Origin of the sequence: Christiangramia sp. 3-2217-3z, from assembly GCF_051195275.1 — a bacterium.
Lineage (GTDB): Bacteria > Bacteroidota > Bacteroidia > Flavobacteriales > Flavobacteriaceae > Christiangramia > Christiangramia marina.
Window position 1 is genome coordinate 211,763 of sequence record NZ_JBNJLI010000002.1, and the last position, 15,010, is coordinate 226,772.

Annotated in this window: 17 protein-coding genes and 1 tRNA gene; 7 read left to right on the forward strand and 11 right to left on the reverse strand. The window is 39.3% G+C overall.

All coding sequences use genetic code 11. The features are described from left to right. The first annotated feature begins 13 nt into the window (after window positions 1–13). From asnS to ACSHZO_RS04325, 4 genes are all read left to right on the forward strand, one after another. Complete coding sequence (gene asnS, locus ACSHZO_RS04310) at window positions 14–1,456, forward strand: asparagine--tRNA ligase (RefSeq protein ID WP_298246067.1); 1,443 nt, start codon at window positions 14–16, stop codon at window positions 1,454–1,456. 2 nt (window positions 1,457–1,458) lie between these two features. Next, entirely contained in the window at window positions 1,459–2,325 is an 867-nt protein-coding gene (locus ACSHZO_RS04315; RefSeq protein ID WP_298246066.1) for an RluA family pseudouridine synthase, read from the forward strand. A gap of 82 nt (window positions 2,326–2,407) precedes the next feature. Further along, complete coding sequence (gene rpoN, locus ACSHZO_RS04320) at window positions 2,408–3,871, forward strand: RNA polymerase factor sigma-54 (protein WP_298246065.1); 1,464 nt, start codon at window positions 2,408–2,410, stop codon at window positions 3,869–3,871. Beyond that, entirely contained in the window at window positions 3,871–4,509 is a 639-nt protein-coding gene (locus ACSHZO_RS04325; RefSeq protein WP_298246064.1) for a hypothetical protein, read from the forward strand. The genes rpoN and ACSHZO_RS04325 overlap by 1 nt, the downstream gene beginning before the upstream one ends. On the opposite strand, the gene ACSHZO_RS04330 is transcribed toward ACSHZO_RS04325, so the two are convergent. The 11 genes from ACSHZO_RS04330 to ACSHZO_RS04380 form a co-directional block, all read right to left on the reverse strand. Continuing rightward, complete coding sequence (locus tag ACSHZO_RS04330; RefSeq protein WP_298246063.1) at window positions 4,472–5,188, reverse strand: porin family protein; 717 nt, start codon at window positions 5,186–5,188, stop codon at window positions 4,472–4,474. The genes ACSHZO_RS04325 and ACSHZO_RS04330 overlap by 38 nt on opposite strands. An 86-nt stretch (window positions 5,189–5,274) precedes the next feature. Continuing rightward, the gene (locus tag ACSHZO_RS04335; protein WP_026914054.1) at window positions 5,275–5,757 is read right to left on the reverse strand and encodes an ExbD/TolR family protein; all 483 of its coding nucleotides are present in this window, start codon (window positions 5,755–5,757) and stop codon (window positions 5,275–5,277) included. Window positions 5,758–5,785: 28 nt separating this feature from the next. Then, window positions 5,786–6,394: an ExbD/TolR family protein gene (locus ACSHZO_RS04340; protein WP_298246062.1), complete on the reverse strand. Its 609-nt coding sequence runs from the start codon at window positions 6,392–6,394 to the stop codon at window positions 5,786–5,788. 1 nt (window position 6,395) lies between these two features. Beyond that, window positions 6,396–6,833 carry a hypothetical protein gene (locus ACSHZO_RS04345; protein WP_295178515.1) on the reverse strand — a complete coding sequence of 146 codons (438 nt, stop codon included), beginning with the start codon at window positions 6,831–6,833 and terminating at the stop codon, window positions 6,396–6,398. Between the two features lie 13 nt (window positions 6,834–6,846). Continuing rightward, window positions 6,847–7,650: a MotA/TolQ/ExbB proton channel family protein gene (locus tag ACSHZO_RS04350; RefSeq protein ID WP_295178516.1), complete on the reverse strand. Its 804-nt coding sequence runs from the start codon at window positions 7,648–7,650 to the stop codon at window positions 6,847–6,849. Window positions 7,651–7,715: 65 nt separating this feature from the next. Beyond that, a tRNA-Ser gene (locus tag ACSHZO_RS04355) sits at window positions 7,716–7,803 on the reverse strand. 64 nt (window positions 7,804–7,867) lie between these two features. Further along, window positions 7,868–8,896 carry an asparaginase gene (locus ACSHZO_RS04360; protein WP_141878911.1) on the reverse strand — a complete coding sequence of 343 codons (1,029 nt, stop codon included), beginning with the start codon at window positions 8,894–8,896 and terminating at the stop codon, window positions 7,868–7,870. Further along, window positions 8,886–10,019 carry a 1-acyl-sn-glycerol-3-phosphate acyltransferase gene (locus ACSHZO_RS04365; protein ID WP_298246061.1) on the reverse strand — a complete coding sequence of 378 codons (1,134 nt, stop codon included), beginning with the start codon at window positions 10,017–10,019 and terminating at the stop codon, window positions 8,886–8,888. The genes ACSHZO_RS04360 and ACSHZO_RS04365 overlap by 11 nt, the downstream gene beginning before the upstream one ends. Window positions 10,020–10,069: 50 nt before the next feature. Beyond that, window positions 10,070–10,837 carry a TatD family hydrolase gene (locus ACSHZO_RS04370; RefSeq protein WP_298246060.1) on the reverse strand — a complete coding sequence of 256 codons (768 nt, stop codon included), beginning with the start codon at window positions 10,835–10,837 and terminating at the stop codon, window positions 10,070–10,072. Window positions 10,838–10,907: 70 nt separating this feature from the next. Next, window positions 10,908–11,960 (reverse strand): flavin-containing monooxygenase, encoded by a 1,053-nt coding sequence (locus tag ACSHZO_RS04375; protein WP_298246229.1) that lies wholly within the window; start codon window positions 11,958–11,960, stop codon window positions 10,908–10,910. A 56-nt stretch (window positions 11,961–12,016) separates the two neighbouring features. Continuing rightward, window positions 12,017–12,514 carry a DUF456 domain-containing protein gene (locus ACSHZO_RS04380; RefSeq protein WP_141878914.1) on the reverse strand — a complete coding sequence of 166 codons (498 nt, stop codon included), beginning with the start codon at window positions 12,512–12,514 and terminating at the stop codon, window positions 12,017–12,019. 110 nt (window positions 12,515–12,624) lie between these two features. Between ACSHZO_RS04380 and ACSHZO_RS04385 the strand changes: the two genes are divergently transcribed. The 3 genes from ACSHZO_RS04385 to ACSHZO_RS04395 are packed head-to-tail and all read left to right on the forward strand — an operon-like array spanning window position 12,625 to window position 15,003. After that, complete coding sequence (locus ACSHZO_RS04385) at window positions 12,625–12,987, forward strand: BlaI/MecI/CopY family transcriptional regulator (RefSeq protein ID WP_141878915.1); 363 nt, start codon at window positions 12,625–12,627, stop codon at window positions 12,985–12,987. Further along, window positions 12,987–14,513, forward strand: a complete 1,527-nt coding sequence (locus tag ACSHZO_RS04390) for a M56 family metallopeptidase (RefSeq protein WP_298246059.1) — start codon at window positions 12,987–12,989, stop codon at window positions 14,511–14,513. The genes ACSHZO_RS04385 and ACSHZO_RS04390 overlap by 1 nt, the downstream gene beginning before the upstream one ends. A 19-nt stretch (window positions 14,514–14,532) precedes the next feature. After that, the gene (locus ACSHZO_RS04395; RefSeq protein WP_298246058.1) at window positions 14,533–15,003 is read left to right on the forward strand and encodes an energy transducer TonB; all 471 of its coding nucleotides are present in this window, start codon (window positions 14,533–14,535) and stop codon (window positions 15,001–15,003) included. The last annotated feature ends 7 nt before the right edge of the window (window positions 15,004–15,010 follow it).

Sequence of the window (15,010 nt, forward strand, 5' to 3'; positions counted from 1 at the left end):
AAATTTCAACTAAATGATACAAGCAAAAGTCGCTGAAATACTGGAAAGCGATCAGTTTTTACAGGAACACCATGTCAAGGGATGGGTACGCTCTTTCCGTAGTAATCGTTTTATTGCGCTTAATGATGGTTCAACTTTGAAAAACCTGCAATGCGTTATCGATTTTGAAAATACTGATGAGGAAACCATCAATCGCATAAACGTAGGCGCAGCTATATCTGTTAAAGGAACTTTGAAAGAGAGTCTTGGCAGTCAGCAACGTGTTGAAATTGAAGTTTCAGAAATTCAAATTCTGGGCGATGCGAATCCTGAAGAAGTGAAACTAACCATTCTATCGCCGAAGAAGCATAGTATGGAGAAGCTACGTGAACAGGCGCATTTACGTGTACGAACGAACACTTTTGGAGCGATCATGCGTGTGCGAAGTAAATTGTCTTTTGCAGTACACAAATATTTTCAGGAAAAGAACTTCTACCACGTTCACACACCAATTATTACGGGTAGTGATGCTGAAGGTGCCGGAGAAATGTTTCGTGTTTCTTCACTGGATATGAAAAATCCTCCAAAAAATGAGGATGGCAGCATTAATTATAAGGAAGACTTCTTCGGAAAAGAGACGAATCTTACAGTTTCCGGACAACTGGAAGCTGAAACCTTTGCACTCGGTTTGGGGCAGGTTTATACGTTCGGTCCAACTTTTAGAGCTGAAAACTCCAATACTTCCAGGCATTTAGCTGAATTCTGGATGATCGAGCCAGAAGTTGCTTTCTGTGATCTGGATCAAAATATGGATCTGGCTGAAGATTTTATTAAATACGTACTTAGATACGTAATGGAACACTCTAAAGATGACCTGGAATTTCTTGCCGAGAGACAGGAAAAAGAAGATCAGCTGAAGCCAAAATCCGAAAGAAGTGACATGGGTCTTATGGAGAAGCTCAACTTTGTGCTGGAAAATAATTTCAAAAGAGTTAGTTATACCGAAGCTATCGAGATCCTGAAGAACTCGAAGCCAAACAAGAAGAAGAAATTCAATTATATCATTGAAGAATGGGGTGCAGATCTTCAAAGTGAGCATGAACGTTACCTTGTTGAGAAACATTTTAAAACTCCGGTAATTCTTTTCGATTATCCCGCCAATATCAAAGCATTCTACATGCGTTTGAACGAGGATGGAAAAACAGTAAGAGCGATGGACATTCTATTCCCTGGTATTGGAGAGATCGTGGGCGGAAGCCAGCGTGAAGAACGTTTGGATGTTCTTAAGGAGAAAATGGCAGAATTGAACATTCCGGAAGAGGAACTATGGTGGTATCTTGACACCCGTAAGTTCGGAACTTGTGTACATAGTGGGTTTGGACTTGGTTTTGAAAGACTTGTTCAGTTCACTACGGGAATGGGTAACATTAGAGATGTGATTCCTTTTCCAAGAACTCCGCAAAACGCAGAATTTTAGGATTGAACATTATAGCAACGCATACAGTCCCTGCAATCGAACAAAAGATCCGGTTGCAGGAGTATGCGATTTCTATATTCCCTCAAATCAACAGTCGGTCGGCACTTAAAAAAGCGATTGCAAAGAAACTAGTCCTACTGGATGGAGAAAGAGCTAGCACTGCAGACTGGATCCAACCGGGACAGAAGATCGAACTTCTGGAAGATAAATTTCAGCAAAGAAAGATCTTCAAATTTTTACTTGAAGTATTATATGAAGATGAATATCTTGCTGTGGTTCACAAACCATCGGGCATTCCTACCAACGGCAATTATTTTCGAACACTGGAAAATGCCCTTCTGCATAATTTATCTGTATCCAATTCTGAAGATGCTTTAAGATATCCGGTTCCTGTTCACAGACTGGATAATCCTACCGCCGGGATCATTCTCGTTGCCAAAACCAGGATAGTGCAGCAAATATTACACGGCGCTTTCGAAAATAAATCCATTCTTAAAACATATCATGCACTAGTTCACGGCCAGCTACAATGCGTGGTGACACGGACTGCAAGCATAGACGGTAAAGCTGCAACGACCATATTTGAACCAGTTGATAATTTTGAAATTGAGGACGAAATTTTTTCCTTGGTGAAAGCCAAACCCATCACTGGTCGCACGCACCAGATTCGTATTCATCTAAGTGATATGTCTTTTCCAATAGTTGGAGATTCAATTTATGGCATTGAGGAAGGATATTTTAAGTACAAGAATCTGTATCTATTTAGCTCCGGAATTAGTTTTGGACATCCTATCACTTCAGAAGAAATGAAGATTGAATTGAAGCTTCCGAAGAGGTTTAGAAACCTTACCCGACATAAGCTGTCTTAACAAAAATTTACCACGAACATAGTTCGTGCCAAAGCCAACTTGGATCGATTTTTCCTTATTTTTGTTAAACAAGCACTCGTTTATGCTAAAGCAACAATTAAATTTTAAACTATCTCAGAAGCTCTCTCCGCAGCAAATCCAATTGATGAAGCTTATTCAATTGCCTACCCAGGCTTTTGAGCAACGTATCAAGCAGGAAATGGAAGAGAACCCGGCGCTGGAAGATGGAAAGGAAGATCGTGTCGACGAATATGATGATATAGGAAATGATAATTCAGACGATGAATACGATACCGATAGTGAAAGCATTGAAACTGAAATAGACGTTGATGAATATTTGAGTGATGATGAAATTCCAAGTTATCGCCTGAATGCCAATAATTACAGTGCAGATGATGAAGACAAGCAGGTGCCTTATGCCGCCGGAACTTCATTTACGCAACATTTAAAAACTCAGTTAAGCACAATAAGACTGGATGATATCGAGCAGGATATTGCAGAGTTTCTGGTAGGAAGTGTGGATGAAAGCGGATATATAAGAAGAAGCATTCAGGATATTGTAGATGATCTTGCTTTTACCCAAAATATATATACAGACGAGGAAACGGTTGAAAAAGTACTTAAAAAAGTACAACGACTCGATCCTGCTGGGGTTGGTGCACGAAGTCTTGAAGAATGTTTGATCATTCAGCTAAATCGCAGAGAACCCACAAGACAGGTGGAACTAGCCAAAGATCTGCTGGAACGCTCTTTTGATCATTTTAGCAAAAAACATTACAACAAACTTCTTACACGCCACGATATAAGCGAGGACGACCTCCGTGAAGCTATAGACGTTATCGAACATCTAAATCCTAAGCCTGGTGGTGCTTATTCGGGCAACACCAGAATGGTAGAACATGTTATACCAGATTTCACCATTAAAATAGAAGATGGTGATTTACAGTTAAGCCTGAATGGTAGAAACGCTCCTGAAATGCACATTTCAAGGGACTACAGTAACATGCTTAAAGGTTACAAGGAATCAAAAGAAAAGACGAAGGCTCAGAAGGATGCCGTCATGTTCATTAAGCAAAAGCTAGATGCCGCAAAATGGTTTATTGAAGCTATAAAACAAAGACAGCAAACGCTTATGGTAACCATGAGTTCGATCATGAATTACCAGAAGGAATACTTTCTTTCCGGAGATGAACGGAATCTTAGACCCATGATCCTTAAAGATATAGCAGATGAGATTGAAATGGATGTGTCTACAGTTTCAAGAGTGGCGAATTCCAAATATGTCGATACTCCATACGGAACGAAACTTATCAAAGAGTTCTTCTCTGAATCGATGACGAACGATCAGGGCGAAGAAGTGTCTACAAGGGAAATAAAGAAAATTTTGGAGATGTCCATAGAGGAAGAAGATAAAAGAAAACCTCTTACAGATGAGAAGCTCGCTAAGGTCCTGAAAAGCAAAGGTTATCCTATCGCCAGAAGAACAGTTGCGAAATATCGCGAACAACTGGATATTCCTGTAGCAAGATTGCGAAAAGAGATCTAATGAAATTCCTACTTAGGCTTTCCTCATACGTATTCCATCCATTGTGGATGCCATTTTCTGGAAGTCTGTTTTACTTTATTTTTATTCCAAGGTATTTTCCAGACGAAATCGTTAAAGCTAAATTAATGGCGATAGCGATCATTACGATATTCATACCGGTAGTATTCTATTTTTTACTGAAGAATCTTGGGAAAGCAGAATCGGTTTTTCTTGAGAAAACTGAGGAAAGGCGCTGGCCACTATTTTTCTTTTGCTTATTGATACTGATGGTTTTACATCAAATTTTAAATTTCTATAATTATCCCGGGCTATATTATTATTTCGCAGGCATACTTATTTCAACTCTATTAGCCTATACCTTGAGCTGGTTCAGGCTTAAAGTCAGCTTGCATATGATGGGAATCACCGGGCTATTAATGTTCGTTACCGGCTTCTGTATTTACTTTCACCTATATTATATCTATACCGTGGCATTTCTCATCATCGCCTGCGGTCTCACAGCATCTTCAAGACTTTATTTTAAAGCTCATACAAGCTCAGAATTATGGGCGGGAAGCCTGTTAGGTCTAGGTCCGCAATTGCTCCTGTTCAATCTGTGGTTTACAGAATATAGAATGTCAGACCTATTTTTAAGGTAGATACATCTAAAGACTCATTCTGAAGTGAAGCGTCCTTGAAAAAAGGGATCAATGAATAGTAGAAATGAAAGTTGAAAGTATTGTATCCAAAGGTAAAAGTTGCTCCAGCTCTGAATTTATTTAATTCTGAAAGATTATTGATAACAGTTTGTCCTGTATCATCTCTATAGTTACTTCTGAAGTTATAAATATAGCCTATACGGACTCCAGAATATATCCTCCAGAACTTATAAGATTCTGGGGTTGAAGTACGCCATCTAAATTCAAATGGCAATTCGAACTGTTGTGTCGTGTAGCGATTGGTATCATAATCTATGTCCTCTAAGGATTGAAATTCTGTGTCAACGGAAGCAGACTTAGTAATACGCAAATTTTGCCCATAGCTATCAATTCCCCAACCTAGCCCTAGACCGAGTGCAACGTTTCTACGTTTGTTCAATGGCATGTCTCGAATCACTCCCAGGTTGAGACCTCCGGAAAAACTTTCCTGAGAGACCGCTTCAGGTTTATTCGTGATCAAATTAAAACTAAAACCGACGTAGAATTGATCCTCCCTGTAAAGGCTATCTATTGTAAATGGTACTGAATCCGGGATTTTGTATTGCCGCTGTTCTTCCTGCGCAATTATGATGACAGGATAAAGCAGAATTAAACTAAGATTGATCAATTTGATCCTCATGGTTTCAAAAATTCTATAAATATAAAAAACATCCTGCCTGGTTTTAAACCGGACAGGATGCTTTCTATAATTAAATTGAAAAGATTTTAATCGATGTTATTACCAGCTTCTCCCTTTTTGGTAGTATAGTTGATTTTTAACGCTTCAGCTTTTCTAAGTTCCTGTTTGATATCAGATACTAGTCCCATATTGGTTTCTTCATCCACTTTCAAAGCAGTTGTAAGATATGGAACAAGTTCTTCTCGCTTGGATTCTCTTTCGGCGTAAATAAACTGCTGCACTTCTTCAACACTTGCGAATTTATCATTTAGCTGAATTCTGGCTTCAGTACCATATTTCGCCTGGTATCTCTGGCTCGGTTTACCAGCGTAAATGTACATGATCAAATCCTTCTTATCCAATTTCTCCACCTGGTCTGCAAATGGCAAATTATTCTGGATCATTAATGTATTGTCACGCATTACCGTTGCCACCATAAAGAAGAACAATAGCATAAAAACGATATCAGGTAAAGATGCCGTACTAATTGCAGGCAAATCTCCAGACTTTTTCTTTTTAAATTTTGACATAATTTAAGTCGTTTTTTCGTTTCTAGTTCTAATTTGTAGGTTCAGCTTCAGATAATTTCTGAGGAATCATATCAGATATTACATCGATCTTCTCCTTTAAAGCATCTTTGTCACCAGTATATCTTGGATCATTGTAGTTACTTTCCATTTTAGTGAAAGTGGTACCATACATTCTCTGTGCTTCACGATCTCTAAGCTGATTATATGCAGCCACAAGTTCGTTCTGTACAGCGATATAAGTACCATACTCTGTTCCACGGTTATTTACCAGTGAAATAATAGCTTTCTGTGGATTCACTGAAGATGCAGGATCTTTAGCTCCCTGGCAGAAACTACAGGCTTCATCGCCTTGTCCTCCACCATTATCAAGAAATTCGACAGCTGCTTCACGCAGTTCCCCAATTTCCATGCTCTCATCTTCAACCAGCAGCTCGTTATTACTGTTCACAAGCACCGTGAAGATGTTTCGTTGTTTAATAACCGGAGGCTCCTGCTCTTCAGGTTGCCATGGCGGTAACTTCCTGCTTATCCCACTATCTGTCTCAATGGTAGTAGTTACCAGGAAGAAGATAAGAAGTAAGAAGGCGATATCTGCCATAGACCCGGCATTCACTTCCGGTGCTGATCTCTTTGCCATATTATTTAGCTAATTTTTTTATTCCAGAGAATACCATTGCTGCAATCGCAACTGCTGCAAGTATATAGAAGGTAATTAATCCTGCGCCTACCCAATGATCTGCAGATGCAGACAGCATAGTACCATCTTTTAGTTGAGTTGCCTCACCGTCACTTAATACATAAGCGACAATAATGATCACTGCAAAGGATCCTACGGCAATAATGGTGTTCTTAATACTTCCTCTGAATAAACCTACGATCACAAAGATAGCAACCAATACTACAACTGCTGCAAGAACAATGTATGCGATCCACATGAAAGGGTCTAAATGACTCCCCTGTAGGTCTGCCGAGGCTTTTATAGCATCGTCACCGGTAGCGATAATTCTTCCCAGAAGAATTAACCCAATCACACCGATCACGAGTGCCAGATATTTTAATACTTTATGTAAGGTCATAATTTACGTTGTCTTAGATTCGTTTTTTATTCTTGTAAGCTACCAACATATCGATAAGAAGAATAGATGCATCTTCCATATCGTTTACAATGCTATCAATCTTAGCAATGATGTAGTTGTAGAAAATCTGAAGAATAATCGCAACGATCAAACCAAATACAGTTGTAAGAAGTGCTACTTTAATACCACCAGCTACAAGTGACGGCTGCATATCTCCAGCTGCTTCAATACGGTCAAACGCCTGAATCATCCCGATTACAGTACCCATGAACCCAAGCATTGGTGCAAGTGCGATAAATAAAGATACCCAAGATACATTCTTCTCAAGTTGTCCCATTTGAACACCACCGTAAGCAACTACCGCTTTCTCTGCAGCTTCAATACTTTCATCTGCTCTGTCAAGACCCTGGTAGTAAATTGAGGCAACAGGTCCTTTTGTATTTCTACAAACTTCCTTAGCTGCTTCTACTCCACCACTATGAAGAGCGTCCTCAACATCCTGAGCCAACTTCTTAGTATTCGTAGTAGATAGGTTTAAAAAGATAATTCTCTCAATGGCAATGGCCAGACCAAGAATTAAACACAAAAGTACGATCCCCATAAAACCTGGACCACCTTCGATGAAACGTTTCTTAAGCTCCTGGTGAAAACCAAGGTCTTCTTCTTCCAGATCATCACCGGCCATTGCTTCTTCGTCATCCTGTACAAAGCTCACAATCGTTCCTGGCAAATTATTCGTACCGTTAGCCGCCTGTAGATTATAGGTTCCAAGAACCGTAATCGCGGCGATTACCAAAATAGAAAATAATCTTTTCATTACTGTTTGTCTTAATTTAATTAGTTAAAGGTTAAAGATATAAATTATTTTTAATAAACACTTAGCAGAGAGGAAGGGATTCGAACCCTCGATACGCTTGTGACGTATACACACTTTCCAGGCGTGCGCCTTCGACCACTCGGCCACCTCTCTGTATTTGTTAGGCTCGGCAAATAACGAAAAAAATAATTACCCGTCAAGAAACCCGCCATTAATTTTAAGACATTTCACCACGAAGCGAGGTTTCGAAGATCGTTTTGAAAACTTTTGGAGATAAGTCTTTACCAATCAGATACATCAGTTTGCTTACCGCAGCTTCGGTAGTGATATCCTTTCCGGAAACCACCCCTACTTTCTTAAGACCTACACTGGTTTCATACTGTCCCATGTTCACACTTCCTGCTACACATTGCGTCACATTAACCACAAAAAGCCCTTCCTTTATTTTCTTCCGAAGCAGTTCGAGAAACCAGGATGTATTTGGTGCATTCCCGCTACCGTAAGTCTCTAACACCACTCCCTTTAGCCCAGGTTTAGCCAGAATATGCTCCACCGTGCTCTCGCTTATTCCCGGGAACATTTTTAATACCAGTATATTATCATCAAAACCTGTATGTAATTTTGTTTTCTGCTTTCTATTAGGAGCCCAAAGTGCCTTATAATTAACCGATAGATATACCCCAGATTCTGCCAATGCAGGGTGATTCATAGAGGAAAAAGCCTGAAAATGCTCGGCATTGATCTTCGTCGTCCTGTTCGCACGGTACAATTTGTATTCAAAATAAAGTCCAACTTCAGAGATAACCGGCTTTCCATTCTTTCTTAAACCTGCAACCTGAATACTTGTGATCAGGTTTTCTTTTGCATCTGTCCGCAAATCTCCAATAGGCAACTGCGAACCGGTGAAAATGATTGGCTTCGTTAGATTTTCGAACATAAAACTAAGCGCAGAAGCAGTATAGGACATCGTATCACTTCCATGTAGCACGACAAACCCATCATAATCATCGAATCTTTCATGGATCACATTCGCGATTTTGATCCAGTATTCGGGATTCATATTGGAGGAATCGATAGGATCACCAAAAGTCATGGTTTCGATCTCATGCTCAAGGATCTTCAATTCCGGGATATTATGCAAAAGCTCATCAAAATTGAAAGCTTTTAACGCACCAGTCTCATAATCCTTGATCATGCCAATGGTACCACCGGTATAAACAAGTAGTATCTTGGAATTATCCTTCATTAAGTCCCAGTTTATTGATTACAGGATTCGCGTACATTAATAAATAGCTATTTAAAGCCAACGGATTTTTTATATCCACCCGCCTGCTTACTCTGCGATCAAACTGTCTCTTTTCTTTTTCTGTGTATTTATTTGTAAATCGCTCCTCGTTTCTGAGTAGATCACAGGCGATATAGTTCGATGGCCATAATTTGTAATTTTTATGGATCGCTCTATCAATGAGTTTGGAAACGGCCTGAAGTTGATCGTTTACTGAAAGATTCTGCTCACGAATATAATCCAGGTCTTCTGAAGTGATCACATCACCCGCATTCAAACGTATTCTACCTTTTTGCCCCATTGCGCCCTGCATGATACTATTAAAGTCTTCATTGGCGCTTTTCTTATATTCCTCCTGCATCCTTTTTGCCAGTACTTCCGGCATTTTCAGCATATCTGTAGGATCAAATTCATAAGAAATGGAAACCGGTACGATCTTGATCTTAGCCAGGTAATCGAGAAGATCCAGGTCACCCTTGGCCATCCCGATCATCTTGAGAACACCCTGCTGGGTCACATCATTACCATCTTTGGTTCTGCCTTCTCGTTGCGCCATCCAGATCGATCTTGAATCTTCCAGTAATCCTCTGGTATATTCTGAAAGTCGCATGGAACTTTTCAGCATCTCACGCGGACTCTGATTTCGAAGAACCAGGAAATTACGATTCAACTTAGCCAGGGCAGCGAGGAAAGGTTTCTGTACCAGGTTGTCACCAATGGCTGAAGCAGTCATCACAAGGTCATGGTTATACAGCGTATAATTAAGCAAGGAAGTATCTAAAAGAATATCCCTGTGATTGGAAATATAGAAGTATGATTCGTCTTCATCCAGTTTATCAAAACCGCGGTCGCTTAGCCCTTCACTGGATTTTTCCAGAACTTTTTCAACACTGTAATAGATGACCTTACTCTGGAAATCCCTTATGGAGTAACAATCTGCCACGATCGTTTTGATCTCTTCATATTCAAGATCGGGAAAGGTAAATTGCAGAAGCGCCTTTACCATGGGATGTTTTACATACTGCTGTAAAGCAGGATTTACTTCTTCATCGTCGTAAAAACGTATATCGTCAAAATTTTGCACCTATATCTCTTATTATTTCAACAAATGAACAAAATTTATGTTTAACAGCTTTAGATTCCAAAGACTTCCTTCGAGTTTTTGGTGGTTACCTCAGCAATCTCCTCCAATGGGAGCTCATATAATTCAGCTAATTTCTCGGCCACCTTTAAAATATAGACCGGATCGTTTCTTTTTCCGCGGAAAGGTTTAGGAGCCAGGTATGGAGCATCTGTCTCAAGAACAATTTGCTCCAGCGGAATCTTGGCCATGAATTTATCTATCCCTCCATTTTTGAAAGTAACCACTCCGCCAATGCCCAGTTTCATATTATAGGAAAGCGCCTGTTGCGCCTGTTCAAAATTCCCTGTAAAGCAGTGAAAGATTCCAAAAAGATCATCTCCTTTTTCTTCTTCTAATACTGAAAATACCTCGTCAAAAGCATTACGACAATGAATAACAATTGGAAGTTTATATTTTTTCGCAAGCTGTATCTGTCTTCTGAAAGCGTCCTGCTGAATTTCCAGCGTGGATTTATCCCAATATAGATCGATCCCAATTTCTCCTACAGCGTAAAATTTACGTTTTGCAAGTTCCTCTTCTACATGCTTTAATTCATCTTCATAATTCTCCTGCACATGAGTAGGATGTAATCCCATCATCAAAAAAATGTTCTCTGGAAATGCTTTTTCCAGCTCATACATACTTTGGGTAGTTTCTGAATCTATAGCCGGAATAAAAAAACGGGTCACATTTTGAGCGATGGCATCCTGAATAAGTTGCTGCCGGTCGCCATCAAAAGACTCACTATATAAATGAGTGTGCGTATCTGTAATTGTCATATCGCAAAAGTAAGATATGCGCCACAATCATAAAACCAAATTACATGAAGTTCTTGTAATTGAAAGGTGGTTATACTAAAACTGAAGGCTTTTCACTAATCTTTCCGGCGAGGTAAGCTGCATCTTTTTTGATTCCGCCAAGGGTTGCAGAACCTCTGGTATGCAACCAGGGCAAACCAATAAAGTAAAGGCCTTCCATATTACTTACTCCACGGTAATGTTCAGGATAGCCGTTTTTTGCCAGTTCCAGGCCTTCGATCCATTCGAAATTTGGTCGGTAACCAGTAGCCCAGACGATATTCTTTATATCCCGAAGTTCTTGCTTCTCAGTGAGTATACGCTCGTTTTCAGCATCTTTGGTTTTTCCTACAGCGATTACATTTTTCCTGGCCAAAATCCCTTTTACATCTGTTCCAATTACGGGTTGTCGCGAATTACTGATTTTTTTTCCCAGCCATGTATCTCTACTGAAGCTTAAAAAGCCGGATTTTGTAAACCACCACCAAAGTGTCTTACCCATTATTTCCTGCGGAAGTACTTTTACATCTGTAGTTCCTGAAAAATAGGTTTTGCGATTATTTTCAGAAATTTCATCGAGGATCTGAAATCCGCTATCTCCCGCTCCCACCACCATCGCTGGTCCTGACTGTAACTGGTCTGGATTCTTATAATAGTTGCTATGGATCTGAAAAACTTCAGAAGAGATCTTTTTAGAGAAAGCTGGTGTATAGGGAATATGAAATGGCCCTGTAGCAATAACTACATTTCTGGCTTTTAGATCACCTTGAGGAGACTTTAGCAGAAAATGATCATTTACTCGTGTGATCTTTTGGATGTAAGTTTCTAACTGAACCGGAATATCAAAATTCTGCACGTATTCTTTAAAATAGCCGGCAACTTCAGTTTTAGATGGATAATGTCCTTTTTCGGCCGGAAATTCCATCCCGGGCATGTTATTAAATTCAGAGGGAGTAAAAAGAGTAAGAGAATCCCAGCGATTCATCCATGAAGCACCAATTTCGGTTGCTTTATCCACTACCAGGAAGTTATGACCCTGTTGTTTTAGATAATACGCCATGGCCAAACCTGCCTGTGCCGCTCCTACCACAATAAAATCTAACATCATTTAACTTTTTTGCAAAAGTACGCTTATTTAAAGGTTTCTGAAAATCGGATCTTTCAGAATATAAACTCCTTATAACTCCAGAATTGGTAGAGGAACAGGATAAGAAATGCAAAAGTGACGATGAACTCCATAAAGCTTGAAGCCAGCAGACCGAGAAAAGAACCAAAAGCAGCCTTTCCAGCCGTTCTGGAATCAGATTTATTTAGAATTTCTCCAATAAAAGCACCTACAAACGGACAAATAAGAATAGCGAAAGGAAATGGAGCGAAGATTCCAATGATTAAACCTATAGTAGCTCCGATCATTCCTTTTCGGCTTCCTCCAAATTTCTTGGTTCCCATCGCTGGAATGGCAAAATTGAGAATATAGAATAGGATAGCAACAAAGAGCGTGATTCCAAGGAAAACGTAGTTCACTCCTACTCCCGGAATAAGGAAAAATATAAGCAACCCGATCCAGCTTAATGGTACTCCGGGCAAGACCGGAAGAAAACTTCCCAGGATTCCCAGGATCATAAAAATCGCTGCCACACTTAACAATACTATCTCCATACTATTTCTTTTTCTGAACGAAGATAATCAACTTAAAATCATTTTTTAACTAAATAATTAGTTTAAACTAAAAGATTAGTTCTATATTAGCTTTAACTTATTTATCTACCATGAAACAATTAACCAAAGCTGAAGAAGAGATCATGCAGATTCTGTGGCATCTAAAAGAATCTAATGTGAACGGGATCATTGATGAAATGCCCGAACCTAAACCGGCCTACAACACGGTTTCGACGATCGTAAGAATCCTGGAGAATAAGGAATTTGTAGATCATAGAAAAAAGGGAAAAGGTTATATCTATTTTCCAAAAGTTGAGAAAGAGACCTATAGTAATCAAAGTATTAACCAGTTGATGAACAATTATTTTAATGGTTCATTTCAAAGTATGGTTAGCTTTTTTATGAAAAAGAACGAGATGAAATCAACAGATCTAGAAGCAATTTTGAAGGAAATTAATAAAGACAATAAGTGATGGAACATTATATCATCCAGGTAATTTTATTTCAGCTGGCATTTTTCGTGATCTACGAGGTGTTACTGGAAAAAGAAACCTTTTTTAAACTTAACCGTGCGTACTTGATTGCCACTCCTATCCTGGCATTTTTGATCCCTTTTATCAAAATTGGTAGCTTACAGCAAATGGCTCCTGCTCGGGCCATGCAGCAATTTAGTGATCAAACAATGATCTTAATGCCGGAGGTAATGATTGGTGAAACTTCCAACGCTGCAACTACGAATTCTGTTCAGGCAGATCCTTCAATCAACTGGATGTTATGGTTATATCTTGCAGGAGTAGTCATCAGTTTCAGCATATTTATTTTCAAGCTTATTAAACTTCAGAAGATCGCTCGAAAAAGTAAAACTCTCGATATTCGTTACTACGAGCTGAGAGAGGTTCCAGATTCTGATACTGCTTTTACCTATTTCAATAAATTATATATAGGAGACCAGATTTCAGAAAAAGACCGACAGCATATCATCACGCACGAATTGGTACACCTGCGAGATCATCACGGTTTTGATTTGATGGTCTTTGAATTATTGAAGATCCTGTTCTGGTTCAATCCGCTTATCTATATTTTCCAGTCACGTCTGGCCACGCTTCATGAGTATATCGCTGATAGCACCACTGTTCAGAAATCTGGAAAAAAGCAATATTTCGAACAGTTGCTCAATACCGCCTTCGGAACAGAAAACTTTTCATTCACCAATCAATTTTTTAGTCATTCATTAATCAAAAAACGAATCATTATGTTACAGAAAAATCAATCATCCAACATTTCAAAATTCAAGTTTTTACTCATCATTCCCATGCTAATGCTTATGCTTACTTATGTAGCATGTTCAGATGATAATTCCTCGGAAATAGAACCAGAATTACAGAAATCCAGCACTTCGGAAATAATTGCGGAACTTAAAGCACATCTAGAAAATAAGGAGAGCCTTACTCCATCAGAGAAAGAAGAGTTCCTGCAGCTTCTTAAGAAAAGAGAAGAGTTATTATTGAAAGAAGCGAAGGCGAATGGGACAGAGGTTATAGAAGTTGTTGAAGAACAAACATTGCCACCTTCACCTCCGCCAGCGCCAGGTTCTACCGAAGATATTCAAAACCGTGCTGATTATAGCGCCTACGATAATGCTACCTCAGTTCCTTTTGCTGTAATCGAAAAAGTTCCTGCTTTTGAAGGTTGTGATGAGTGGGTAGATGACGCCAGAAAAAACTGTACTTCTTCAGAAATTTCTGATTTCGTCAACAAGAATTTCAATACTTCATTGGGAAAAGAATTGGGACTTGTAGGTGTAAATCGTGTTATCGTTCAATTCAGAATTGATGAAAACGGACAGGTTCAGGATATTAAATCAAGAGCTCCGCATCCGAGATTAGAAGAGGAAGCTAAACGAGTCATTTCTGAGCTTCCATCATTTATTCCAGGAGAACAGAATGGTCGTGCCGTAAGTGTCATGTATAGTCTACCAATCGCATTTCAGGTTCAATAATAAATTAAAAAACAAGATTATGAAAAACATAAAATTTAAAACTCTGCTAAGCCTTTTTGCATTCCTGATTTCTCTTTCAGGTTTCAGCCAGGATTTGGCTACACCCTTTGCGGTGGCAGACAAAACACCTGTTTATCCTGGATGTAAATCGCTAATAGGCAATGATCAGAAAGATTGCACGGTCGAACGAATCACCAATCATGTGAACAAAAATTTCAACACCGCTCTGGGAAAGGAATTGAATCTTACCGGTCGCCAGCGTATTGTTGTGAAATTTGTGATAGGAAAAGATGGTGAAATTAGAGACGTTGAATCAAGATCTCTGGCAAAAGAGGCTGATGTAAGAGCCAGCCTGCAAGCTGAAGCCACTCGCGTGATAAATTCATTACCGAAGATGCAAGCGGGTGAATTTGAAGGTGAGAAAGTCGCGATCGCCTATGCTTTACCCATAGAATTTGCTACGCCTCAAAAAGAAAATAAGAACGGATAAAACTTAG